General features: G+C 68.7%; 26 protein-coding genes and 1 tRNA gene. 14 read left to right on the top strand and 13 right to left on the bottom strand.

The window, feature by feature from the left end:
- Positions 1 to 392: 392 nt before the first annotated feature.
- Together ON37_RS17375 and ON37_RS17380 are read left to right on the top strand one after the other, a co-directional pair.
- On the top strand, positions 393 to 761 hold the full coding sequence (locus tag ON37_RS17375) for a hypothetical protein (protein ID WP_040720645.1): 369 nt from the start codon (positions 393 to 395) through the stop codon (positions 759 to 761).
- Positions 762 to 823: 62 nt separating this feature from the next.
- A complete protein-coding gene (locus tag ON37_RS17380) occupies positions 824 to 1,510 on the top strand; it encodes a helix-turn-helix domain-containing protein (RefSeq protein ID WP_040720646.1) in 687 nt (228 codons plus the stop codon).
- Here ON37_RS17380 and ON37_RS17385 read toward each other — a convergent pair.
- Positions 1,471 to 2,142 (bottom strand): class I SAM-dependent methyltransferase, encoded by a 672-nt coding sequence (locus ON37_RS17385; RefSeq protein WP_040720724.1) that lies wholly within the window; start codon positions 2,140 to 2,142, stop codon positions 1,471 to 1,473. The two genes, ON37_RS17380 and ON37_RS17385, sit on opposite strands and share 40 nt — an antisense overlap.
- A gap of 183 nt (positions 2,143 to 2,325) precedes the next feature.
- Between ON37_RS17385 and ON37_RS17390 the strand changes: the two genes are divergently transcribed.
- The 3 genes from ON37_RS17390 to ON37_RS17400 all read left to right on the top strand — a co-directional run bounded on the left by ON37_RS17390 (position 2,326) and on the right by ON37_RS17400 (position 3,860).
- Entirely contained in the window at positions 2,326 to 3,144 is an 819-nt protein-coding gene (locus ON37_RS17390) for an acyl-CoA thioesterase domain-containing protein (protein ID WP_040720647.1), read from the top strand.
- An 86-nt stretch (positions 3,145 to 3,230) separates the two neighbouring features.
- Positions 3,231 to 3,440, top strand: a complete 210-nt coding sequence (locus tag ON37_RS17395) for a TOBE domain-containing protein (RefSeq protein ID WP_040720648.1) — start codon at positions 3,231 to 3,233, stop codon at positions 3,438 to 3,440.
- A gap of 45 nt (positions 3,441 to 3,485) precedes the next feature.
- Positions 3,486 to 3,860 carry a DUF2255 family protein gene (locus ON37_RS17400; protein ID WP_051031705.1) on the top strand — a complete coding sequence of 125 codons (375 nt, stop codon included), beginning with the start codon at positions 3,486 to 3,488 and terminating at the stop codon, positions 3,858 to 3,860.
- Positions 3,861 to 3,916: 56 nt separating this feature from the next.
- Here ON37_RS17400 and ON37_RS17405 read toward each other — a convergent pair whose 3' ends face one another.
- Both ON37_RS17405 and ON37_RS17410 read right to left on the bottom strand, forming a co-directional pair.
- A complete protein-coding gene (locus tag ON37_RS17405; protein WP_040720649.1) occupies positions 3,917 to 4,828 on the bottom strand; it encodes an SDR family oxidoreductase in 912 nt (303 codons plus the stop codon).
- Between the two features lie 111 nt (positions 4,829 to 4,939).
- On the bottom strand, positions 4,940 to 5,575 hold the full coding sequence (locus ON37_RS17410) for a TetR family transcriptional regulator (protein WP_040720650.1): 636 nt from the start codon (positions 5,573 to 5,575) through the stop codon (positions 4,940 to 4,942).
- Positions 5,576 to 5,812: 237 nt separating this feature from the next.
- Here ON37_RS17410 and ON37_RS17415 point away from each other — a divergent pair, with 237 nt between their 5' ends.
- The 6 genes from ON37_RS17415 (at position 5,813) to ON37_RS17440 (ending at position 10,004) form a co-directional block, all read left to right on the top strand.
- Positions 5,813 to 6,244, top strand: coding sequence for a type II toxin-antitoxin system Rv0910 family toxin (locus ON37_RS17415; RefSeq protein WP_040720651.1), 432 nt, complete (start codon positions 5,813 to 5,815; stop codon positions 6,242 to 6,244).
- A 325-nt stretch (positions 6,245 to 6,569) separates the two neighbouring features.
- Positions 6,570 to 6,971, top strand: a complete 402-nt coding sequence (locus ON37_RS17420; RefSeq protein WP_040720652.1) for a TOBE domain-containing protein — start codon at positions 6,570 to 6,572, stop codon at positions 6,969 to 6,971.
- Between the two features lie 5 nt (positions 6,972 to 6,976).
- Positions 6,977 to 7,837 (top strand): molybdate ABC transporter substrate-binding protein, encoded by an 861-nt coding sequence (gene modA, locus ON37_RS17425; RefSeq protein WP_083893066.1) that lies wholly within the window; start codon positions 6,977 to 6,979, stop codon positions 7,835 to 7,837.
- Between the two features lie 31 nt (positions 7,838 to 7,868).
- Entirely contained in the window at positions 7,869 to 8,666 is a 798-nt protein-coding gene (gene modB, locus ON37_RS17430; protein ID WP_040720653.1) for a molybdate ABC transporter permease subunit, read from the top strand.
- Entirely contained in the window at positions 8,663 to 9,712 is a 1,050-nt protein-coding gene (locus ON37_RS17435) for an ABC transporter ATP-binding protein (RefSeq protein WP_040720654.1), read from the top strand. Before modB ends, ON37_RS17435 begins: the two co-directional genes overlap by 4 nt.
- Positions 9,713 to 9,812: 100 nt before the next feature.
- The gene (locus ON37_RS17440; RefSeq protein ID WP_040720656.1) at positions 9,813 to 10,004 is read left to right on the top strand and encodes a hypothetical protein; all 192 of its coding nucleotides are present in this window, start codon (positions 9,813 to 9,815) and stop codon (positions 10,002 to 10,004) included.
- 66 nt (positions 10,005 to 10,070) lie between these two features.
- Here ON37_RS17440 and ON37_RS17445 read toward each other — a convergent pair whose 3' ends face one another.
- The 3 genes from ON37_RS17445 to ON37_RS17455 all read right to left on the bottom strand — a co-directional run bounded on the left by ON37_RS17445 (position 10,071) and on the right by ON37_RS17455 (position 13,639).
- A complete protein-coding gene (locus ON37_RS17445; protein WP_040720657.1) occupies positions 10,071 to 10,625 on the bottom strand; it encodes a nuclear transport factor 2 family protein in 555 nt (184 codons plus the stop codon).
- A gap of 122 nt (positions 10,626 to 10,747) precedes the next feature.
- On the bottom strand, positions 10,748 to 11,893 hold the full coding sequence (locus ON37_RS17450) for a PucR family transcriptional regulator (protein WP_040720727.1): 1,146 nt from the start codon (positions 11,891 to 11,893) through the stop codon (positions 10,748 to 10,750).
- 18 nt (positions 11,894 to 11,911) lie between these two features.
- Positions 11,912 to 13,639: an AMP-binding protein gene (locus ON37_RS17455; RefSeq protein ID WP_083893068.1), complete on the bottom strand. Its 1,728-nt coding sequence runs from the start codon at positions 13,637 to 13,639 to the stop codon at positions 11,912 to 11,914.
- A 168-nt stretch (positions 13,640 to 13,807) separates the two neighbouring features.
- Here ON37_RS17455 and ON37_RS17460 point away from each other — a divergent pair, with 168 nt between their 5' ends.
- Complete coding sequence (locus ON37_RS17460) at positions 13,808 to 14,380, top strand: TetR/AcrR family transcriptional regulator (RefSeq protein ID WP_040720658.1); 573 nt, start codon at positions 13,808 to 13,810, stop codon at positions 14,378 to 14,380.
- 101 nt (positions 14,381 to 14,481) lie between these two features.
- Complete coding sequence (locus ON37_RS17465) at positions 14,482 to 14,943, top strand: DUF8821 family protein (RefSeq protein ID WP_040720659.1); 462 nt, start codon at positions 14,482 to 14,484, stop codon at positions 14,941 to 14,943.
- A gap of 9 nt (positions 14,944 to 14,952) precedes the next feature.
- Here the strand turns inward: ON37_RS17465 and ON37_RS17470 are convergent, their stop codons facing one another.
- Complete coding sequence (locus tag ON37_RS17470) at positions 14,953 to 15,249, bottom strand: hypothetical protein (RefSeq protein ID WP_157171479.1); 297 nt, start codon at positions 15,247 to 15,249, stop codon at positions 14,953 to 14,955.
- A gap of 255 nt (positions 15,250 to 15,504) precedes the next feature.
- Here ON37_RS17470 and ON37_RS17475 point away from each other — a divergent pair.
- A tRNA-Asn gene (locus tag ON37_RS17475) sits at positions 15,505 to 15,577 on the top strand.
- Between the two features lie 298 nt (positions 15,578 to 15,875).
- On the opposite strand, the gene ON37_RS17480 is transcribed toward ON37_RS17475, so the two are convergent.
- The 6 genes from ON37_RS17480 to ON37_RS17505 all read right to left on the bottom strand — a co-directional run bounded on the left by ON37_RS17480 (position 15,876) and on the right by ON37_RS17505 (position 22,231).
- Positions 15,876 to 16,394, bottom strand: a complete 519-nt coding sequence (locus ON37_RS17480) for a DUF6879 family protein (RefSeq protein ID WP_040720660.1) — start codon at positions 16,392 to 16,394, stop codon at positions 15,876 to 15,878.
- A gap of 342 nt (positions 16,395 to 16,736) precedes the next feature.
- A complete protein-coding gene (locus ON37_RS17485) occupies positions 16,737 to 17,537 on the bottom strand; it encodes an alpha/beta fold hydrolase (RefSeq protein WP_040720661.1) in 801 nt (266 codons plus the stop codon).
- Positions 17,538 to 17,551: 14 nt separating this feature from the next.
- Complete coding sequence (gene dnaG / locus ON37_RS17490) at positions 17,552 to 19,456, bottom strand: DNA primase (RefSeq protein WP_040720662.1); 1,905 nt, start codon at positions 19,454 to 19,456, stop codon at positions 17,552 to 17,554.
- A 49-nt stretch (positions 19,457 to 19,505) separates the two neighbouring features.
- The gene (locus ON37_RS17495; RefSeq protein ID WP_281004689.1) at positions 19,506 to 20,768 is read right to left on the bottom strand and encodes a deoxyguanosinetriphosphate triphosphohydrolase; all 1,263 of its coding nucleotides are present in this window, start codon (positions 20,766 to 20,768) and stop codon (positions 19,506 to 19,508) included.
- 19 nt (positions 20,769 to 20,787) lie between these two features.
- Entirely contained in the window at positions 20,788 to 21,396 is a 609-nt protein-coding gene (locus ON37_RS17500; RefSeq protein WP_040720664.1) for a YdcF family protein, read from the bottom strand.
- 157 nt (positions 21,397 to 21,553) lie between these two features.
- The gene (locus tag ON37_RS17505; protein ID WP_040720731.1) at positions 21,554 to 22,231 is read right to left on the bottom strand and encodes an MBL fold metallo-hydrolase; all 678 of its coding nucleotides are present in this window, start codon (positions 22,229 to 22,231) and stop codon (positions 21,554 to 21,556) included.
- Between the last annotated feature and the right edge of the window lie 46 nt (positions 22,232 to 22,277).

The following is a 22,277-nucleotide window of genomic DNA, read 5'->3' on the forward strand; positions in this document are numbered from 1 at the left end:
ACCCGCTCCCCCAGGCGAGCCGATCGCGGCCCAATCCAACAGTCTACCGGTGTGCTGAATGTTTGCTGATTTCTCCGGCGGGCAGCGCCCTCGAATCCAGAGCCTCCAGAGGGCGGTAATTACCATTCGAAAAAGACTTGTTTTCAGGTGAATTCGATATGCCACCCGCGCTGCGCACGGTTTGCTATTCGGCGGTTTGCTGGCTAGGATGATTGCTGAACAATTACCGCGGCTAATGGTCGCGTGCCACGCCTGATGGTCGCGGAGTCCGATCGAATGGGGGCGATCGTGCGGTCGACCGGTTCGTGGTTGTGCTGGGGGTTATTCGCAGGGATGTGACGGTTGAGCCCGGATGCGGTGAGTCGTGCCCGGGCGCGAGGGAGAGGAGAACGGTGAGCGGCAAACTGATCACGGCAACTCCGTCGGCGACCCTGCTGGTGGAGGAGATCATCGATCGTTACGGCTCGGTCGAGCAGTTCTGCAATCTGCTTCGCCGAGATCTGGACGATCCCACCGTGCAGCTGCCGCGCATCACGCCCGCCGAATCGTCGAACGGTACCGCGAGCCGCTATCTCGCCTGGTCGGAAAGTCCGGAGCGCGCTGATCCGGCCGCCCCCGCCGCGGCGGTCGCGGTGCGGGACACCGGTCCCGCCCCGGCGCAACCGGCCGATTCCGACGACTCCGACGACTCCGACGACTCCGACCGCCGAGAGGCGGACCGGCGACGCGGACTGTGGCGTCGGTTGATGTCCTGGTTCTGACCGGTCCGGCTCGCGGGTAGTTTCCCGGCGGCATCGACGAGGTAGGTGGCAGGGTGAGGGGCGTGACCACGATCGGCCCCTCGACGCCGGCCTTCACGATCGGCGACCGTTACGCGATGTATCGAGGGCCGGTCGCCGACAGTACATTTCACCGGCACGCCGCATTTCAGATCGTCATCGCGGTGCGCGGCGAGGCCGAGATGGTGGACAGGGCCGGCGGTCGGCATCGGGCACCGGCACTGCTCGTCGCGCCCATGTGCCGCCACCGGCTGCTCGCCGCCCCGGAGTTGGTGATCTATTTCGTCGAACCGCACTGTGGATTCGCCGACCGGCTGCGGTCCCGCGCTGCTATCGCGCCCGCGCCCGACCTGGCGGGTGTGCATGCGGACGAGATCGCCGTGCACCGGCCCTCCGCCGAGTTGGATCCCCGTCTACTTCAGGCGCTGGATCTCTTGCGGGACAACAGCTTCGCCATACCCGAGCTCGCCGCGACGGTCGGGCTGTCCGCGCAGCGGTTGCGCGCACTGGCGCGTACTCAGCTGGATATGCCGCTGGCCCGGTGGCGGATATGGGCGCGACTGCGCCGGGCCGCCGCGGCGATGCAGGCCGGCCGGTCGGTGGCCGACGCCGCGGCCGCGGGCGGATTCGCCGATCAAGCGCATTTCACCCGACAACTACGCGAAATGCTGGGTCTGACACCGGCCGCCGTTCAACGGCTGCTGTGCGCCGAGTCCCGGCGCGCGACATAGATCGAGATCGATCCGGTGATCGTCGGCACCACGTCCGCCTCACGCACGTCGCGGAATCCGGCGGCGCCGATCAGCTCCGGCAGCACACCGTCGGCATTGGGTCCGGTGTCCTCGACTCCGTCGGCCAGCTGCACGATCCGAAAGGCGTTGCGCATCAACCTGGTTCGCTGCCGGCCGTAGTCGGCGATCACGAGTTTCCCACCCGGTCGCAGCACCGCGAACATCGACGCCAGAATCGCGCGCTTCATCTCGAGCGGACACTGATGCAGGACCAGACTCGACACCACGGTGTCCACCGTCGCGGCGCCGAACGATTCCACCAGCCGATCGCCCATCCCCCGTTCCCACCGCACGGCGACACCCGCCGCGTTCGCCTTGCGCCTCGCGATCGCCAGCACCTCCGGATCCGGGTCCACCCCGACGATGCGCGCCGCCGGCTCCACTCGCGCCACCAGCACGGCGGTCGACCCGGTCCCGCATCCCACATCGAGAACGATCTGGCCCGGCTGCGGCGCCGCATACATCACGGCCAGCGCCCGCCACAGGCGCTCACGGGTCGAAGCGATCACGAAGTCGTAGAACCGGGTCGGCGCGAACCGTCCCAGCGCCGGAGTGAAGGGTGCGTCGGGCATGTGTTCAGCATCGGCCGCGGACCGTCCTACGGTCTTGAACGAACCGCTCGCCGGGCCCGCACCGATCTCGATGCGGGCCGGCCTCGCGGCGTCGAGTACCCCGGAAGTGACCGCTCGTTCCCCTCGGTCGATGATCGACGTGGCGGTCCGGCCGAACGACGGCCGAAGGAAGGAGCTCGGCATATGGAGGGCGCGTTCTTCCGCGTGCAGCACGGCGACACCGAGGAACTACATCCCGAACCCCGGGCGAGCAGCGGCTGGGGTGCGGATCAGATGCGCGGGCCCGCGGTCGGTGCGGCCCTGGCGCGAAAGGTCGAGCAGACGATCGAGACCCTGGGCAGACACGACCTGCAACCCGTGCGGTGGACGGTGGATCTGTTCCGGGCCGTGCGGATGAAACCCTCGGTCACCACCGCGACGGTGGTCCGCGAAGGGCCACGGTTGTGCCTGATCGATGCCGTGCTGAGTCAGGACGGCATCCCGGCCGCCCGGGCGAGCGCGCTGTTTCTGCGACCGAGCGAGGCACCGCCCGGCGAGGTGTGGTCCGGCGGCACGACCCCCACACCGCCACCGGTGGGTCGCCGGCCTCCGGAGCGCGATCCGGAGCGGCTGTACTTCACCGAGCGGGACGGCTGGGGCGAGTGGACCGACGCCTTCCGGGACGCCGACCGAAAACGGATCTGGCACTTGCCGATTCCGGTGGTCGAAGGCGAGGAACCGACCCCGTTCCAGATCGCCGCGGCCGTCGCCGATGTCACGAATCTGGTGTCCAATCTCGGCAGCGCCGGTCTGGAATTCATCAATCCGGATGTGACGATGGCGATCACCCGGCTGCCGAACGGGCCGGAGGTCGGGCTCGCGTTGACCGAACGCGTCCAGCAGGCGGGAATCGCCGTCGGCACCGCGGTGATCTTCGACCGCGACGGCGTTCTCGGCACCACCACCGTGACGGCCGTCGCCAACGCCCGTCGCGCCGTGCGCATCGACCACGGTCGCGATTGAGCAGTCCCGGCCTGCCACACCGATGCCGGGAATCCACGGAGTCGGCGCTACCGGAGATCGCGGCGTGCTCGGCGTATCGTCACGACATGCGCCTGAGCACCCGGAACCAACTCGACGGAACCGTCACCTCGGTCACCCGCGGCGAGGCCATGGCCGTGGTCCGGGTCCGGCTGTCGGGCGGGGACGAGATCACCTCGTCCATCACCCGCGACGCGGCCGACGATCTCGGCCTCACCGAGGGGTCGGTGGTCAAGGTGCTGATCAAATCCACGGAGGTCACGCTCGGTATCGAGTAGGTCGCGGTGATTCCCGCGGCGTCGCGATCGATGGAGGGAAACGCCATGGCATGGACGGCCGCCCAGCTCGATCGGATCGGAAGTTCCGAGGAGCTGCAGATCACCAGCTACTACGAGAGCGGCGCGCTGCGCCCCTGGACGACCGTCTGGGTGGTACGCGTCGACGACGATCTCTACATTCGTTCCGCCTACGGGGAATCCGGCGGGTGGTATCGGCACGCCATGCACACCCGGGGCGCCCGGGTCCGAGCCCGCGGCGTCGAGACCGACGTGACGCTGCACCCCGCCACCGACCCGGTCATCAACGACCGCGTCAGCCGGGCCTACGAGGCGAAATATCGTGATCACCCCACCGCGCTGGAGCCGATGCTCGCCCCGGCCGCCGCCAACACCACCTTGCGCATGGACGCGGTCGGTTGATTCGCGGGCACGCCGTTCGACGAATGCGGCGGCGGCTTCGGTGAGCCGAGGGCGGATCAGGATTCGCCGGCGTCGGTGAAGTAGTGTCCGTCCTCGAGATCCTCGATGAGGTTGGGGTGTACGGGTTTCCAGCCGAGCAGGGCCGCGGTGGCCGCGGCGGTGGTGGGGTTGTCCAGCTGGACCATCGGGGCGAGGAAGCCGAAGTGAGTGGGTGCTTCTTCGGGGGCGATGGAGACCACCGGGACATTCAGGTGGCGGCCGATGATCTCGGCGATCGTGCGTAGCGTGACGCCCTCGTCGTCGACGGCGTGCAGGCGACTGCCGGCGGGGGCCGATTCGAGAGCCAGCCGATACAGGTGCGCCGCGTCCAGGGTGTGACCGGCGGGCCAGCGATTCTGCCCGTCGCCGACGTAGGCCGAGACGCCCTTGGCGCGGGCCGTCGCGATGAGGGTCGGCACGAAACCGTGCCGATCGAGGCGACTGTGCACAGTCGGTGGCAGGCGGACCACGCTGGACCGGACGCCACGGTCGGCGAAGCCGACGATCGCGTTCTCGGAGTCGATGCGAGGGCCGCCCGGCAGCGAATCCGCCTCGGTACCGGTGCGCCCGAGCGCAGCCAGCAGACCGGTGCCGGAGGTCGCGACCAGCGGCTTACCCGTCCCGGCCAGTACGTCGCCGAACATCCGCACCACCCGGAGATCGGCCTCGGCCGCGCCGAGGAAATCGCCGGCGATCATGTTCTCGTGTTTGAAGGCCAGGTGGATCACGCCGTCCGCGGCGGCCACCGCCTCGGCCAGCCCGTCCGGATCGTCGAGATTCCCCCGGTACACCTGCGCCCCCGCGGCCAGTAAGGCCGCGGCGGAGGCATCCGAACGAGCCAGTCCGACGACCTCGTGCCCGGCGGCGAGCAGTTCGGGAACGACCGCCGATCCCACATGTCCCGACGCTCCGGTGACGAATACGCGCATGGAAACCTCCTGCGATGGGTGAGCCACATCCGACTGATGTCAGCGACTGACATCAGTGTAGCGCCGATGACAGCCACTGTCATCAACGACATGTGTCCGAGGACGGTCGAGTCAGGCCGACGCCGAGGCCCGGCGTTGGATTTCCGCCGTGCTCCACGCACCGATCATGCGGGCCGTCATCTCGATCGCCTCGCGGCGTTCGTCCGGTCCGACTTCCAGCGCGGAGGCCCGCAGGACGGCCGAGAAACCCGTGTTCACCAGCACGAAGGCCATGACATCGAGTTCGTGATCATCGCTGGGCCCGAGGATCTGGATGAGCAGCACCTTCACCAGCAGACGCAGGCGCGGTTCGAACTCCGGGATGCCGCTGTTGTAGAACTGCACGCCGGCGGCGAGAGCGCGCACCAGCTTCGCGTTGGCGACCAGTTCGTCGCAGATGGCGGCAAGGATTTCGGCGGTCAGTTCCTCCACCGACTCTTCCGAAAGATCCAGCCGTTCGGTGAAGCGCCGCTCGATACTTTCCAGCAGTCGTTCCAGCAATTCCTCGACGATCACCGTGCGGTCGGCGAAGTATCGATAGACGGTGCCGATACTCAGCCCGGCCTCGGCCGCGATCCGATTCGTCGAGGTGTTCTCGATGCCTCGCTCCCCGAACAACCGCCCCGCGGTGTCGAGGATGTGCTGACGGGTTTCCTTCGCACGCTCCTGCGTCGGGCGTCGACGCTGACCGACCGCCTTGGACGGCATCACCCACTCCTACCTGATATCGGCTGAAGATCGGTTGATCATCCTAGGACGCCACCCGCCCGGGATCCGGCTGTTCCACGCCCGCGCTGCCCGAATTGGCCGAGTCCACAAAATGGCAGGTCCTCCGCTATTACATTTGCGCCCTCCGGATTTCGCCGGGAGGCGGGCCGTGTGTCGGATCGGGTCGCGACCGCCGTCGGCAGCGGGATCCGGAGTACCGGCGGTTAACATCCACCCGTGGCGAAACTGAAAGTGTCGGTCGACGTACCGATTTCCCCCGACCGCGCCTGGTCGCACGCGGCGAATCTGCGCGAACTCGATCAGTGGCTGATCATGCACGAGGCCTGGCGCGGCCGCGTGCCCGAGGAGCTGACCCCGGGCACCGAGCTGGTCGGTATCGCCTCGGTGAAAGGCCTGCGAAACCGTGTGCGCTGGACCGTCCGCACGGCCGAACCGCCGCGCCGGCTGGAGCTGACCGGCGCCGGAAAGGGCGGAACGAAACTGGGATTGGACCTGCTCGTCGAGCCCAAGGACGACGGGTCGTCGGTCACCGTCGACATCGAGCTGGGCGGGCGGGCGCTGTTCGGCCCGATCGGGGCGACGGTCGCCCGGGCGCTGAAGGGCGATATCGAACGCTCACTGGATCGTTTCATCGAGCTGTACTGCTGACCGCCGGTCCCGTCATGTGCCGGCCGGCGAGCGGTCGAGCACGACGATCGGAATTGCGCGCCCGCCGGCCTTGCCGCCGATAGCACTCGTAGTCCGGCAGGCTCGTCGCGAAACCCCGCCACAGCTGCGGATATTCGGCCTCGGCCGCAATCCTTGCCCGAGCCGGTGTGATCCCGCAACAGAATCCGCGTGCCGGGCCGTCCTGGCATATGCCCGCCGATGCGCCGGTTCGTCCGGCGATACAGCCACACCTCTGCGCTGCCGTCGATCTGCGGCGTGAACCCGGCGGTTGGCTATCCGCATTCGCGGAAATATGCTAGCTGTCGTGACGAATTTGCGGATCAGCGAGGCGGCGGCGCTGCTGGGAGTCAGCGACGACACCGTGCGGCGCTGGATCGATCAGGACCGACTGCCGCAGGTGCGGCTCGACAGCGGACGCAAGGGGGTGCGCGGCGAGGACCTGGCGCAGCTGCTGCGCGCCCAGCACGCCGAGGCACGCGAGCCCGGGGTCACCGTCGCGGCGTCGGCGCGCAATCGGATGCGCGGCATCGTGACCCGCATCGTCAAGGACACGGTGATGGCGCAGGTCGAGATGCAGGCCGGACCGTTCCGGCTGGTCTCGCTGATCAGTCGCGAGTCGGTGGACGAACTCGGCCTCGAGGTGGGCAGCGTGGCCGTGGCCTCGGTCAAGTCCACCCATGTCGTGGTCGAGATTCCGGAAGGTTGACGAGCATGCGGCTCCCCCGCCACCACGGCGCCGCGACGAAGCGCCGGGCAGCGATCCGGGCGCTGACCGGGAGCAGTACCGCGCGGTTCCGCGCCGCGGATACCGTCGCCGTCGTCTCCGTGCTGGCGATGGCCGCGGCCCTGACCGGCTGCGGCTCCGGCGCTACGAAAACCACGGGATCGGGGGAAATCTCCGGCACGATAACCGTTTTCGCGGCGGCCTCGCTCACCGAAACCTTCACGACCCTCGGCCACGATTTCGAGGCCGCCCATCCCGGGACGAAGGTGATCTACAGCTTCGGCGCCAGTTCGGCACTGGCCCAGCAGATTCGGCAGGGCGCACCGGCGGACGTCTTCGCCTCCGCCGCGCCGGCCAATATGCAGCAGGTCGTCGACAGCGGCGACGTCACCGCGAACCCCGCGACCTTCGCGAGCAATCGCCTGGAAATCGCTGTGCCCCGGGGCAATCCGGGCAAGATCACTGGACTGGCGGACTTCGGCCGGCCGGAACCGCGGATCGCGCTGTGCGCGGTGCAGGTTCCGTGCGGCGCGGCCGCCGACAAGGTCTTCCAACTCGCCGGTATCACCCCGCAGCCCGACACCCGGGAGCAGGATGTGAAGGCGGCGGTGACCAAGGTGACCCTGGACGAGGTCGACGCGGCGCTCGTCTATCGGACCGATGTGCGGTCGGCGGGCGGCAAGTTGGAGGGAATCGACTTTCCCGAATCGTCGAAGGTGATCAACACCTACCCCATCGCACCGCTGGCGAAGGCGCCCAATGCCGCCGCGGCCACCGTCTTCGTCGACTTCGTCCGCTCCGACCGAGCGAAGCGGGTCTTCGCCGAGGCGGGATTCGACACACCGTGAGCAGCCGTCGACGTCCCGGCGGGGCCGCGCGATGAGCGGGCTCGCGGCGCGGCGCCGCCCGCTCGTCCTGGTGCTGCCCGCCCTCGTCGCCCTCGCATTCCTGGTGGTCCCGCCCATCGGCCTGCTGGTGCGGACACCCTGGGCGACGCTGCCGGACCGCCTGTTCTCCGCCGAAGTCGGTACCGCGCTGCGGCTTTCGCTGATCTGCGCAACCCTCGCGACCGTGATCTGTCTCCTCACCGGCGTCCCGCTGGCCTGGCTGCTGGCCCGGGCCCGGATCCCCGGACGGGCCGTGATCCGGGCGCTGGTCACGGTGCCGCTGGTGCTGCCACCCGTCGTCGGCGGCGTTGCGTTGCTGCTGGTCTTCGGCCGCCGCGGACTGCTGGGCCAGTACCTCTACGACTGGTTCGGGGTCTCGCTGCCGTTCACCACGGCCGGTGTGGTCGTCGCCGAGGCGTTCGTCGCCATGCCGTTCCTGGTCATCTCGGTCGAGGGCGCGTTGCGCGGTGCCGATACCCGCTACGAGGAGGCCGCCGCCACGCTCGGCGCCTCGCCCTGGTACACCTTTCGCCGGGTCACGCTACCGGCGATCGCGCCCGGCGTGCTCGCCGGCGGCGTGCTGTGCTGGGCGCGGGCGCTGGGGGAATTCGGCGCGACCATCACCTTTGCCGGCAACTTCCCGGGCCGCACCACCACCATGCCGCTGTCGGTGTATCTGGCCCTGGAGACCGATCCGGAGGCCGCGATCGTGCTCAGTCTGGTCCTGTTGCTGGTCTCGGTCGTCGTACTGGTGTCGTTGCGCGAGCGCTGGATTCGAGGTGCGGCGTGACGCTGCGGGCCGAACTGGAGATCCGGCGGGACCGATTCCACCTCGATATCGCGATCACCGCCGAACCGGGCGAGGTGGTGGCCCTGCTCGGACCCAACGGCGCGGGTAAGACGACCGCACTGCGGGCACTGGCCGGACTCGTGCCGCTGACCGGCGGCCGACTCGCCGTCGCCGATCAGGTGTGGAACGAGCCGCCCCGCGTCTTCGTGCCCACCGAGCATCGGCGGGTCGGCGTCGTCTTTCAGGATTATCTACTGTTCCAGCATCTTTCGGCGCTCGAGAACGTCGCCTTCGGCCTGCGCGCCCGCGGTATGCGGCGCACCGAGGCGCGTCGCCACGCGGCCGCATGGCTCGACCGGGTGGGACTGGGCGAACACCTGCGCACGATGCCGCGGGCGCTGTCGGGCGGGCAGGCGCAACGCGTGGCCCTGGCCCGCGCGCTGGCCACCGATCCGCAGGTGCTGCTGCTCGACGAACCGCTGGCCGCGCTCGACGCCGGCACCCGCCTGCAGGTGCGCGCCGACCTGGCGCACCATCTGCGCGACTACCGCGGCCACACCGTGCTGGTCACCCATGATCCGCTCGACGCCCTGGTGCTCGCCGACCGACTGGTCATCGTCGAACACGGCAATGTCGTCCAGCACGGCGCACCCGCCGAGGTGGCGCGGCGACCACGCACCGAGTACGTCGCGAACCTGTTGGGGCTCAACCTGTTTCGCGGCACCGCCGCCGGCAGGGCGGTCGAGGTGGACAACGGCGGCCGCCTCACCGTCCCCGACCCGGCGGCGGGCCGGGTGTTTCTGGCCTTCCCACCCAGCGCGGTCAGCCTGCATCCGGAACAACCGTCCGGCAGTCCCCGCAACGCCTGGCCGGTGACGGTCACCGGACTGGAACAACATGCCAATCTGACCCGGGTCCGCCTCGACGGCGCTCCGACGGTCCTCGCCGACATCACCTCGGCCGCCGTCGCCGAGCTGCGCCTCCACCCCGGCATGCGACTCTGGGCCGCGGTCAAGGCAACCGAGATCCACGTCTATCCGGCGTAGTGGCGCGACCGACCCCAGGCCTCCACCCGCCCCGTCCTCGCGCGGCCACGGCCATGGCCCCTGGTGGCTTCGTCGGATCACACAGGGCCATCTGCCGCCCGTGATCGGTGTCGAACTGATCGCGACCGAGGGTTGGCTGGGGTTCAACCCGCCGCAGTCGCTGCGCCCGCTGCTGAAGCTCGCAGACCGCTACAGCGACTGGGATGCCAACCGAACCGCCACGCCTTCGGAGCTTGCTACCGACATCGTTACCGCGGCGCAGGAGCTCCTGAACGGCTCGTGGGCCTACTGATTCACTCGGGGGCAAGCGAATAGCGACCGAAGCGACAACGCTGATGTGCTTGATGCTCACTCCGGCTCACCGCGCCGGGGTGTGCACCAAGTCGATATATTCCTGCGGCAGATCGGCATACGACAGTTTCGTGATGCTCGCGGGTCCGGAATGGTAGGAATCCTCGCCCTGGATCAGCCCGTCCGCGTCGACCGGCCACAGGATCAGCTGCCGCATCACCACCAGATAGTCGGCGGTCTCGTCGTCGACGGGTAATCCCGCCTGGGCGGCGAAGGAACCAGGGTAGATCATCTTCAGGAAGCCCTCGGTCACTACGCAGTGGTTGTCCACGACCAAGCGGTCGATGGCGAATTCCAGGATGTTGGTGCGGGTGGCGAGAAAGTCGATGTAGTACTGGCGGACTCCGTCGGTGCCCGTCGGGCCCACATCGTGGCCGTCGTGCCAGAAGTGGTAATCGGGCGCGGGCGCCAGGGTCGCCATCAGCCGATCCAGGTCGGGGGCGGCCTCGGCCTTCATATGTTCGACGACGGCACCGAGCACGACGCGGTGCCGTTCGTCGGTGGTGACGGCGAGGCGCTGTTCGAGCGTTTCCCAGGTGCGACGGGGGTCGATGACCGGCATATCCGAAACCTCTCTGCGGACGGGCGAGTTCGTCCTGCGATAGTGACTCGAACCACATCCCGTCCTCAGCCGACACCTGTCGGCGGATTCGGCCGGAAGGTCCGCCGCGCGTCGGGGGCCACTCATCCGGGCCGGCCGAAGACCTCGGCCGCGGCCAGTTCGGTGGAGGTCAGCGCCAGGCGGCGGACCATCAGGACCAGCGTGGCCATGAACCGGTCGACCGAATCGTCGAGATTCCACCCCATCTCCGATGCCAGTCGTGCCAGCCGGGCGGCGACGGTGCTGTGATGGATGTGCAGTTCGGCGGCCGTGCGGCGCAGCGATCCGAAGACACAGAACGCCTCCAGGGTCGCGACCTCCTGTTCGCCGCCGGCCGAGGTCGCAATGGCGTTGAGCCGCGCGACGCCCGGATCGTTGAGTAGGCGTTCGACCGGGAGTTCGGCCAGTAAGGCTAGTGAGCCGAGCAGTTCGGCGGCGACCGCGCGGCGACCGTAGGGCGTGGCGGAGGTGAAGCGCAGCGCCCGCCGGGCCTTCTTCCACGATGCCGGTGCGGCGTAGACGCTCATCCGCTCCCCCACCCCGATCCACGGTCCGCGGTCGCCGCCGTCGCGCGGCGCCGGATACCGGGCCACGATGGCCTCGTGCAGGCGTAGGGCCAGTTCACCACTGTCGCTGCTGTCCTGCAGGATCACCGCGGTCAGATTTCCGGCCGCTATCGAGCGCACCATCCGTCCCGGGCAGACCCGCGAAATCAGTTCCAGCGCCGCGGTATTCGTCGTCGCCGAGACCGCCAGAACCCGGATGTCGCGGGCCGGATCCAGCCCGAGCAGCCCGACCGCGCGCAACCGGTCCTCACGGCGTTCCTTGTCCGAGAGCACCACCTCGAGCAGGGTGGGATCACCCATATGCGGATCGCTGCGCGCCCTCGCCTGCTGCACGGCCGCCACCCGCAGCGTGTGCCGCAGCCGGTCCAGCAGCACCGGGTCGAGCGGCCGCGGCGGGCCCTCGCGGCGCAACCAGACCTGTGGGTCGTCGCCGGTGGCGGCGCGCGGGTCGACCGTGACCGGAGCACCGTGGGCGTCGTAGGCGATGATCGGCCCGACCCCCCACTGCGCGGCGACGGGGCACTCCGCCAGCAACGCCGCCGACCGCACCACGGTATCGGCGTTGGCGGCGCTTTCGCCCAGCGCGTCGAAGTAGGAGATGATCCGCAGCACCGACACCGAATCCGAACCCAGCTCCGACATGCGTAGCTGCTCAGCGCTCACGGCGGCACCACCCACCGATCACGATCGAGCCCGGTGCGGAATCGGTGAACGCCCGTACCGCTCGTATTCGGCCAGGAGCCGGGCCCGGTACTCGGCGGTCGCCGGCACGTAGCGGGTCGACCTCGGCTCGGCGACGAACAACGGATCGTCGACCAACCAGGACGCGTCGGCCAGCACCGGTTTGTTGATCTTGCGGGTGGCCGTCACCGGCATCTCGGCGACGATCCGGACGAATCGCGGCGCCCATTTGGTGCCCAGATCGGCTTGGGCGGCAAGGAATTCACCGAACCGCTCCGGATCGAAATCGGTCCCGTCGGTCATCTGGATACTCGCCATCACCTGGTCGCCGGTGCGCGGATCCGGCACCGGATAGACCGCCACCAGCGCCACCCCGGGAAATCGCGCCAGAATCCGTTCCACCGGAGCGGCGGCGAAATTCTCGCTGTCGACCCGGATCCGATCCCCGGCGCGCCCGGCGAAATAGAAGAATCCGGCCTCGTCGCGATATCCCAGATCACCGGTCCGGAAAACCGGTCCCGCTATCCGCTCCGCGGTGGCCACCGGATTGTCGTAATACCCCTCGAACATTGCGGCGCCGGTGGTGTTGACGATCTCTCCGATGGCCTCCGCCGCATTGATCAGTCGGCCGTCGGAGTCGAATCGTGCGGGGGGACAGGGTTTTCCGTTGCTGTCGTGAATCGCCACCGACATGTAGTCGGGACCGCGGCCGAGTGAACCGACCGGGGTGTCCGGTGTCACCCGGATCACGACTCCGCCTTCGCTGGAGCCGTAACTCTCCATCGGCCGGACCCCGAATCGTCGCTCGAATTCGTCCCGGTCGAGCGGCGCGGCCTCGGTACCGAAGACGATGCGCAGCCGGGTGTCGCGTTCCAGCGGCGATTCCGGAGCCGAGAGCAGATACGCCAGCGAGCGGCCCACATAGTTGAAATAGGTGGCCCCGAAGCGGCGGATATCGGGCAGGAATCCCGAGACCGAGAACCGCCGGCGCATGGTGAAGGTCGCACCGGTGAAAACCGAGGGCGCCCAGCACGCCATGATCGCGTTGCCATGGAACAGCGGCATCGCGTTGTAGGTGACGTCGGCGCGGGTCAGGCCGAACGGGTTGACGGCGGCCAACGCGGCCAGTCGCCCGGTCGAACAGATCACGGCCTTCGGCGCGCCGGTGGAACCGGAGGTGAAGGTGAGCAGCAGGCGAGTCGCGGGATCCCGGGCCGGCTCGGGGACCTCGGCCGAGATCGCCGCGCGGGCAACGGCTTCCGCCCATCGCGGCGTATCGATCAGCAGAATCCGGTCGGCCTCGACACCGGTGTCGAGGCCGTCGAGCTGCGCGCGGCCGTCGCGATCGGTGAGAATCACGTCGCAGTGCACACCCCGGATGTCGGCGGCCAGTTCGCTGCCGCGCCGGGTCGGGTTGATGCCGATGACCGTCGCCCCGCACAGTGCCGCGCCGCCGAGCGCGAAGATGTACTCGGGCACGTTCTCGAGCAGCACACCCAGATGGAACGGTCGTCCCGCCCGCCGCAGCTCGGCGAATACCGCTGCGCGCCGGAAGCATTCGGTGACGACCTCGCCCCAGCTGTAACGCTCGTCCTCGAACAGCAGGCCGGGGTGGTCGTCGCCGGCCCGCGCGAGCAGCAGATCGGCGAAGGTGAGCCGCCGGCGCGCGACCTCGTCGGGCGGCAGCTGCGGGGCGGGCGGAAAGGCGGGAGCGGCGCTGTCGACCATGGCACCAACTTTCTGTGGAACTCGATCCGTCGCGCAGTCGCGACCGATGCCGCCGATACTGTGACCGGCGTCTCATGGGGATCGAGTCAACATTGTTGACTCCGCCTTGTCAACAGTGTTGACATAGACTGTGTCCGCCCAGCCACATCGCCTCGAAAGGTGCGGCACATGCCGACGAGCCCGACCCGGACCGCACGGTCGGCCCAGGACACCCGGGCGGCGGTCCACCGGGCCGCCACCGACCTGTTCTCGCGCCACGGCTACACCGCGACCGGGGTGCGCGATATCGCCGCCCGCGCCGGGGTCGACCCGGCTCTGGTCATCCGCTACTTCGGTTCCAAGGAGAAACTGTTCCTGGACACGATGACGATGCGAGATGCCTTCGCGCCCATAGCCGACGAGCCGGCCGATCGTTTCGGCGCCGCCCTGGTCGGCTTCCTCGTCGACCGCGTCCGCGACGAGTCCGGCAATACGCACGTGTTCACCGCGCTGCTGCGCGCCTCGGATCTGCCGGCCGTGCGCGACCGCCTGCGGCAACAGATCAGCGAGATGGTCGATCGGGTCCTCGCCCCACGATTGCGGGGCCCGGAGCTCGCCCTGCGCAGCCGGCTCATCGGCGCCCAGGTCACCGGCCTGCTCACCGCCCTGTGCGTGCTCGACGACCCGGTCCTCACCGCCGCCCCGCGCGAGCAGCTGGTCGAGCATTACGGGCGCGCGATCCAGGAACTCGTCGACTCGTAGGGCGGCGGCCCGCGACGAGGGCGGGTCGTGGGCGAGGCCTCAACGCCGGGACCGGCCAGTCGTGCCAGGATACGAACACACCCACCCGTGAGGAGTTCGGCATGAGCTACGCCGTGGATTTCGAGACCGTCTCGACCGTCGGCCTGGAGTCGTCACCGGTCGCGGACGCGCTGGCCGGTCTGCGCGCCAACGAGGCCCGGTACTTCAAGAACAAGTACGACCACGTCTTCACCGTCGAACCGGCCGAGAAGGCGCAGTCGATCATCGACTGGGTGCATCGGATCCTCGCCGACGAACGCGGGATCGTCATCTCCGCGCGGCCGCTCGAAGCCACGGAGTTCCAGGTCGAGGACATCCGCTGGGCCTACGTGTTCTACGAGAACGGCCTGTCGATCAACGTGCTGTACCCGCTCGACAACCCGAAGAAGCGAGCCGTCGGGTTCAAGCTCTCCGACGGCATGGAGGTCCCGCCCGAGCTCTCCTCCTTCAAGTTCGCCAGGCAGAAGTCGAAGCTGGCCGGCACCATCCGCGGCTCGTACTTCGTCATCAAGAACGAGTACTGAGCCACGAGGTCAGCGCCGCAGCTGATCCTGCGGGACGAGGACGGTGGTGCGCTCGTCGATCGGCTCCATCGGCTCCAGCCGCGGCTGGGTGTTGAGCCGATCCGACAACTTCTGCCGGCTGACCTGAACCAGCTTGCGGGTGACCGGACTGGCGGCGACGGCGCGGGTAGTCTTGCTGATCTGCTCGTATCGAGCGCGCCCCGCCTTGGCCCCCAGCACATAACCGGCTGCGACGCCGATGATCAACCGCAGCATTCTTTCGGGCTCCTCCCAGTAGCTGTCCGCGCCGTACATCCTGCCCGACACCGAGCCGGACTGTCGATCCGGCACCACCTTGCCAGACCCCACCGACAATTTCGGCCTTCGCTCGCCGCGTGCGCCAATTCCCGTCCCGCGCACCCGGTTCGGACCACGATCGACCACCCCGCCACATCCGTCCGCCTTATCCGAACCGTTCCGGCGAACTCCGGCGTTTGCCCAGCTCCCGGCCCGATTTGGGCAGCGGAGCGGACATAGGCTAAAGTTTGTCCTCGGTCGGCCCGCACGGGCAGACCGGAGCAATCCCCTATAGCTCAATTGGCAGAGCAGCCGACTGTTAATCGGCAGGTTTCTGGTTCGAGTCCAGATGGGGGAGCAAGCAAACAACCCCCTACCAGGTAAAACGGGTAGGGGGTTGACTTCTTTTCAACGCATATGTGTCGGAGAGATCCCGTACTTTCCCGGATACGGATCGGCCGCGCGGGCATCCGGCCGGGGTCCGGCGCGCGACGTCATGCCTGTGCGGTCGTCGCCGGGGGTGTGGGCAGTCGGTGCTGAGCCTCGCCCGACTCGGCTCGCCCGTGGTCACGGCCTCGACAACCACCGGAAGGAGTGCGGCGGACCGACCCGAGACTGCTCCTTCTCTCGGCGCGCGGCGAGCTTCCGGGGCCGAGCTAGCCGGGCCGGTACTCACGATGCGGGGTCGAAAGTTCCCACACTGCCTCGAATGCGTTGCGGCACAGCGCGATAACGTGCAGATCGCTGGACATGGTCTTCGCGGTGGCGAGTCCGTCTCCGGCATAGTGCAGAAATACGACGAGCCGGTCGTCGAACAGATAGAAGTCGTTGCCGGGTATGCCGATCGAGGACACCAACCGGCGCGGCGTCCATCGAATGTCCTCCCCGGCCTCGACCATCGGCGCGGCAATACTGTGCGCCCAGCGTTGATACTCGCTCAGCGGTTCGGACACGATTCGCGCTCGCCGCACCCTTCGCCCGGCCGCCGCATGCTCACGCAGTGCGGTGCACCAGCCGTGCAACCATTCCAGGTCGTCGGGCTCGCCCGCGGCCCATTTCGCCAGATGCGGTAGCTCGACCGCGGTGCCGTAGGCGTCCCGGGTTTCCAGGTGGTCGGAAGTGTGCTCGAATTCGTTGAGCAGCCGGTCGAATTCGGCGTCGCTGATCTCGTTCACTGCCCTCCCTGCCGCGTGAAGAACGATACGAGCCGGCCCGCAATCTCGAGGCCCGACTCACCCTCGGAAATCTACGCGCCGATCGCCGCCCCCGAGCGACGACGTACCGACGCACTCCGAGGTCCGCACCTTCCCGGTATGAACGCTGTCGAATCCACCCGGACCGCCCTGGACAGCACGCACCGAGAATCAGCCGTAACCGTGGGCGCCGTCGTCCGAGGACCCGTACCGAGGGATTCGAACGGGCCGGACCGGCCGAACGTTCACCGGCAGGGTCCGGTTCGAGTCGGGACGGGAGTACGTGGACGTCCCGCGACCGGCTCGGGTAGCGGGACGTGCCGGCTACCGCCGGGTGGCGGTAGCGTCCAGCGCTGCCGCGATGTGCCGGGCGAGCAGGTCGGGCGCCGACGCGTGGGCCAGATGGCCCTGCCCCGGTAGCCGATCGATCCGGGCCTGCGGCAGGGCGGCGGCGATGCGGTCGAAGGCCGTGCCGTACGGTTCGGCGTTCGCGTTGAGTTCGCCCAGGATCAGGGTGACCGGGACGGTCAGTGCGCGATAACGCCGCAGGCTCGCCGGGTAGCCGTCGATCGCCGCGAGTTCGGCGGGCAGCGGTGCGGCCAGCGGGCGCAGCACCTCCCACACCGGCGATTCCCGCAGCGCGGCAACATATTCCGCGGAGAATCCGGAGACATCCGTATTGACCAGCCGTACCGCGGCATCCAGATCACCGCGGTCGACCGCGGCGCGCAGCGCGGGAATCGCGCCGGGGGCGAAGGGTGCCGACACCGGTTCGTACGCGATCAGCGAGCGCAGATCGGTCCGTTCGCAGGCCGCCTCCAACGCGATGAGCCCGCCGTAGCTCCACCCGAACAACTCGACGCCGCCGCCGAGGGTGTCGAGGATGTGATGCAGGTCGTCGATTTCGGTGCGCACGGAGTAGTCGTCGCCCAGCGGGCCGCTCGGCACCCGGCCTCGACGATTGATCGTCACCACCGGATTGGTCACCCCGAGCCGCTCGACCACCGGTCGCCAGCCCGCGGCATCGGACATGACGCCGGGAACGATCACCAGCGGCGGTCCGTCACCGTCGACGACCTCTGCGGTCAACTCGGCCCCGGCACGATGAAAGTGTGTCGATCTCATTCCGGATGGAACGATCAGACCACCGTGAAATCATCCGAGTTGCCCATGGCCTGCGTGAGCAGGCTCTTGCGGTACTGCTCGAGCGCTACCAGATCGCCGAACAGCGCCATATAGGCGTCGGGCTGCTCGGTCGAGGAGACCCGTTGCAGCTTCGACTTCAGCTCCGCCACCTGACGGCCGACCCACGCCTCCTGCACCCGCGCCAGGACCCCGGAGATGAAGCGCGGAATATCGTCCATCGACTTCACCGGCAGCGGCTCGGCGGCCAGTTCCGAGACCAGCGCCCGCAGGGTGAGGTCGTCGGTGTGATCGGCCACCCGCGAAACCCATTCCGCGCCACCGATTCCGGCCGCGGTACCACCGGCGGCGGCCACCGCGGAACGAACGGCGGCGTAGGCGGGATGGGTGAACGCCTCGGACTCGAGACTGTCGAACAGAGGGCCCGCCGTCGCCGGATACTGCAGGGCCGCGGCCAGCACCTGCCGCTGCGGCAGCAGCACCGGGTCGCCCGGGTGCGGGCGGGCGGCCGCCGACTCGGCAGGCGCGGCCGCCGGTTCGCGGGCGGGTACCCCCTTCATCGGCTTCCCGCGCCGGGCATGGTCGCCGACCCGGCGGACCACGAGCTGGATATCGTCCCAGCCGACCCAGCCGGCCAATTTGGTCGCGTACGCCTTGCGCAGCGCGTTGTCCTTGATCTGCGCCACCACCGGCACCGCGCGCCGCAGGGCCTCGACCTGTCCCTCCGGGGTGTCGAGATTGTGGTCGGCGAGCAGACCACGAATCACGAACTCGTACAACGGGACCCGGCGTGCGACCAGATCGCGTACCGCCCCGTCCCCGGACCGCTGCCGCAGCTCGCAGGGATCCTGACCGTCCGGTGCGACCGCGATGTAGGTTTGCCCGGCCAATTTCTGATCACCCGAGAAGGCCTTCAGCGCGGCGGCCTGACCGGCCGCGTCGCCGTCGAAGGTGTAGATGATCTCCCCGCGCCAGAAATTGTCGTCCATCAGCAGCCGGCGCAGCATCGACAGATGTTCGTCGCCGAACGCCGTGCCGCAGGCGGCGACAGCGGTGGTCACCCCGGCCAGATGCATCGCCATCACGTCGGTGTAGCCCTCGACCACGACCGCCTGATGGCTCTTGGCGATCTCACGCTTGGCGTGGTCGAGACCGAACAGCACCTGGGACTTCTTGTACAGCACGGTTTCCGGCGTATTGATGTACTTGGCCGTCATCTGGTCGTCGTCGTACAACCGCCGCGCGCCGAAGCCGATCACATCGCCGCTCAGATTCCGGATCGGCCACAGCAGCCGCCGGTGGAATCGGTCGATCGGCCCGTGCCGGCCCGGTTTGGACAGTCCGGCCGCTTCCAGTTCCTTGATGTCGAAACCCTTGCGCAGCAGGTATTTCGTCAGTGTGTCCCAGCCCGCCGGGGCATATCCGCAGCCGAAGTGCCGGGCGGCGTTGGCGTCGAAATTGCGATCGGTGAGATATTTGCGGGCCGCCTCGGCGCCCGGTTCGCGCAATTGCGCCTGATAGAACTCGTGCGCGGCGGCATTGGCGGCGACCAGCCGGGAGCGGGTGCCGCGATCGCGCTGCACCGAGGTCCCGCCGCCCTCGTAGTTGATCTTGTAACCGATCCGGTCGGCGAGCTGCTCGACCGCCTCGACGAAGCCGACGTGTTCGATCTTCTGCAGGAACGCGAAGACGTCACCGCTCTCACCACAGCCGAAGCAGTGGAAATGGCTGTGATTGGGCCGCACGTGGAACGACGGCGACTTCTCGTCGTGAAACGGGCACAGCCCCTTCAGCGAATCCGCGCCGGCACGTTTGAGCGATACATATTCACCCACGACATCCTCGATGCGTACGCGTTCACGTATTGCCGCGATATCGCGATCCGGAAGTCGACCTGCCACGGCAATCGAGTCTAGCCGCGTGCCGGTCGGGGCATGTCGACGACCGCGTTCAGGCCGCCGCGATGCGCTCGAGCCGGCTCTCGGTGTAGGAGGCGATCTGGTCGGTGATCACCCGGACCCGCTCGGTGTCGTCGTCGGCGGCCTCCCACCACGGCAGCAGGATCGGGTCCAGACCATGAGGGGCCTCGGCCAGCAGCCGGTCGGCCACCGCGTGAATGCGCTCACGCTGGGCGGCCTGGCGGCGGTGGTGTTCGGGATCCGACATCACATACCGCAGCGCGACCGTCTTCAGCAGGGCCACCTCGGCCGCCACCACCGCGGGAATCTCCAGGTCGGCGGCGTACCGGCACAGCGACTGCCCGGTCCAGGCCGCCCGGGTGGCCTCGACCGCGGCCGTGGCGAATCGCCCGACCAGATCGCTGGTGAGCCGCTTCAACGCGACCGAGGCGCGCAGGCTGCCGTCGTAGCCGGCCGCGTCGGCGATCACCTGGAGCCGGGACAGCCGCTGCCCCGCCGCGATCAGATCGTCGGCCGAGAGGTCCCGGTGCTGACGCCGGCCGAGTTCGGCGAGTGCGGTCCGCTCGACCGGATCGGCGAGTGCGCGCAGATCGATCCGCCCGGCGATCACGCCGTCCTCCACGTCGTGCACCGAATACGCGACATCGTCGGCCCAGTCCATCACCTGTGATTCCAGCGACTGCCGCCGCTCGGGCGCACCCTTGCGCACCCAGTTCAGCCGGTCGAGATCGGCCTCGTAGGCGCCGAACTTGGTGCCGGAACCCGTTCTGCCCCAGGGGTATTTGACGGTGGCGTCCAGGGCCGCGCGGGTGAGGTTCAAGCCGAAACTCTCCCCCGCCGCATCGAACACCTTGGGCTCCAGCCGGGTCAGAATGCGCAGGTTCTGGGCGTTGCCCTCGAAACCGCCGTAGGCGTCGGCGAACTCGTCGAGGGCCCGCTCTCCGTTGTGTCCGTAGGGCGGATGGCCGATATCGTGCGCCAGCCCGGCGAGATCGACCAGATCCGCGTCACAGCCCAGCCCCTCCGCGATACTGCGGCCGATCTGCGCGACCTCCAGCGAATGGGTGAGCCGGGTGCGCGGGGTGTCGCCGTCGCGCGGGCCCATCACCTGCGTCTTGTCGGCCAGCCGGCGCAGCGCCGCCGAATGCAGGACCCGGGCTCGGTCGCGGGCGAAATCGCTGCGCCGCGCCGGAGCGGGCGACCAGCGCAACCCGGCCGTGGGCGAGGTTTCGGGCACCATCCGCTCGCGGTCGGTGCCGACGTACGGGCATTCGGGCATCGGGTCGGGGCTCATGAGGGGTACCGCCTGATTCTCACTGCTCCGCGGTGTATTTGAAGTCGGCGGAGAAATGGGTGAGCTGGTACCACAGCAGCGCGCCGGTCTCGCGGGCGATGCCGTGGAACTGGGATTCCCGGGTGTAGACGGCCGGGCCCGTGCGGGTGGGCGCGGTCCAGGCGTCCAGCCCGGCGTCACGCGCCATGGTCCGGGTGCGCAGCGAATGCCACGGGTCGCTGACCAGCACCGCGGAGGACAGGTCGCGGGCGCGCATCGCGGTGGCCACCGCCTCGATGCTCTGCAAGGTGTCGGATCCGGTCTCGACGGCGAGCACCCGGTCGGCGGGCACACCGCGATTCTTCAGGTAGTTCTTACCCGAGGCGGCCTCGGTGTAGTTGTCGCCCACCTGCTTGCCGCCGACCGTGATCACCAGTGGCGCAACACCTTTGCTGTACAAGTGGTAGGCCTGCCCGAGGCGCGCCTCGAACACCGAGGAGGGCGTGCCGTCGTACTGCGCGGCACCCAGCACCACGATCGCGTCGGCGTGGGTGTAGTCGTCGATCCGCGCGACCTGCCACACCCGGAACGCGGTCCCCCCGACCAGCACCACTGCGATCACGATCGTCCCGGCGACCACCCGGCGCAGCCAGCGCGCGACCGACGACCCGCGCGGATGGCGGCTCGCCGGGGACGGCGGGTGGGCGCGGGGTGGGTGACGGCGGACGGCATGACCCGAGTGTGCCAGTGCTCGGTCACGTCACGATTGCGGAGCGATGGGCGGCATACCCGCGGACCGGATCACTTCACCACCCGCGTTCGCGCCACTGCGCCAGCTGCGGACGCTCGTCGCCCAGAGTGGTGTCGTCCCCGTGACCGGGATAGACCACGGTTTCGTCGCCGAAGCGGTCGAACACCTTCGTGGTCACATCGTGGAACAGCGAATCGAAATCGGCCGGCGAGGTGGTCCGGCCGACGCCCCCGGGAAACAGGCAGTCACCGGTGAACAGATGGGTGCGGCCGTCGCCGTCGGTGAAGGCCAGCGCCACCGACCCGGGCGTGTGGCCGCGCAGATGGAGGACCTCGAATTCCAGTTCGCCGATCGTGACGGTATCCCCGTCGGCGAGCAGCCGGTCCGGACGCACCGGCAGTGGGTCGGCGTCGAGGGCGTGCGCGGCGGTCGGCACACCGGTGTCCGAGACGACCGCACTCAGTGCCTGCCAGTGATCGGGATGCTGGTGCGTGGTGACGATCAGGCGCAGGTGGTCCGGCACCTCCTGATCGACCAGCGCTTGGATGCGCTCGGATTCGTTGGCGGCGTCGATCAGCACGGCATCACCGGTGGCGGTGTCCTGCACGAGGTAGACGTTGTTGTCCATGCCGCCGACCGACATCTTCACGATCCGGGCGCCCGGGACGTCGCGCTGCTGCGGATTCGTACCCGGTGCGACATGACCCGTATAGGGGATATCCAGCGTGATCATCCTGCCGATGGTAATCACCGCGACCGACACGGGTCGGCCGGAATAC

The sequence above is a fragment of the Nocardia veterana NBRC 100344 genome (assembly GCF_000308855.1).
GTDB lineage: Bacteria > Actinomycetota > Actinomycetes > Mycobacteriales > Mycobacteriaceae > Nocardia > Nocardia veterana.

Excerpts from the sequence above, each read along its gene's own strand:
- ON37_RS17465 (WP_040720659.1), top strand. The coding sequence starts at position 14,482 with ATGAGCTACGCCGTGGATTTCGAGACCGTCTCGACCGTCGGCCTGGAG.
- ON37_RS17405 (WP_040720649.1), bottom strand. The coding sequence starts at position 4,828 with ATGCGCGTATTCGTCACCGGAGCGTCGGGACATGTGGGATCGGCGGTC.
- modB (WP_040720653.1), top strand. The coding sequence starts at position 7,869 with ATGAGCGGGCTCGCGGCGCGGCGCCGCCCGCTCGTCCTGGTGCTGCCC.
- ON37_RS17400 (WP_051031705.1), top strand. The coding sequence starts at position 3,486 with ATGGCATGGACGGCCGCCCAGCTCGATCGGATCGGAAGTTCCGAGGAG.
- modA (WP_083893066.1), top strand. The coding sequence starts at position 6,977 with ATGCGGCTCCCCCGCCACCACGGCGCCGCGACGAAGCGCCGGGCAGCG.
- ON37_RS17505 (WP_040720731.1), bottom strand. The coding sequence starts at position 22,231 with ATGATCACGCTGGATATCCCCTATACGGGTCATGTCGCACCGGGTACG.
- ON37_RS17445 (WP_040720657.1), bottom strand. The coding sequence starts at position 10,625 with ATGCCGGTCATCGACCCCCGTCGCACCTGGGAAACGCTCGAACAGCGC.
- ON37_RS17485 (WP_040720661.1), bottom strand. The coding sequence starts at position 17,537 with ATGAGATCGACACACTTTCATCGTGCCGGGGCCGAGTTGACCGCAGAG.
- ON37_RS17460 (WP_040720658.1), top strand. The coding sequence starts at position 13,808 with ATGCCGACGAGCCCGACCCGGACCGCACGGTCGGCCCAGGACACCCGG.
- ON37_RS17455 (WP_083893068.1), bottom strand. The coding sequence starts at position 13,639 with ATGGTCGACAGCGCCGCTCCCGCCTTTCCGCCCGCCCCGCAGCTGCCG.
- ON37_RS17385 (WP_040720724.1), bottom strand. The coding sequence starts at position 2,142 with ATGCCCGACGCACCCTTCACTCCGGCGCTGGGACGGTTCGCGCCGACC.
- ON37_RS17390 (WP_040720647.1), top strand. The coding sequence starts at position 2,326 with ATGGAGGGCGCGTTCTTCCGCGTGCAGCACGGCGACACCGAGGAACTA.
- ON37_RS17495 (WP_281004689.1), bottom strand. The coding sequence starts at position 20,768 with ATGAGCCCCGACCCGATGCCCGAATGCCCGTACGTCGGCACCGACCGC.
- ON37_RS17395 (WP_040720648.1), top strand. The coding sequence starts at position 3,231 with ATGCGCCTGAGCACCCGGAACCAACTCGACGGAACCGTCACCTCGGTC.
- ON37_RS17410 (WP_040720650.1), bottom strand. The coding sequence starts at position 5,575 with ATGCCGTCCAAGGCGGTCGGTCAGCGTCGACGCCCGACGCAGGAGCGT.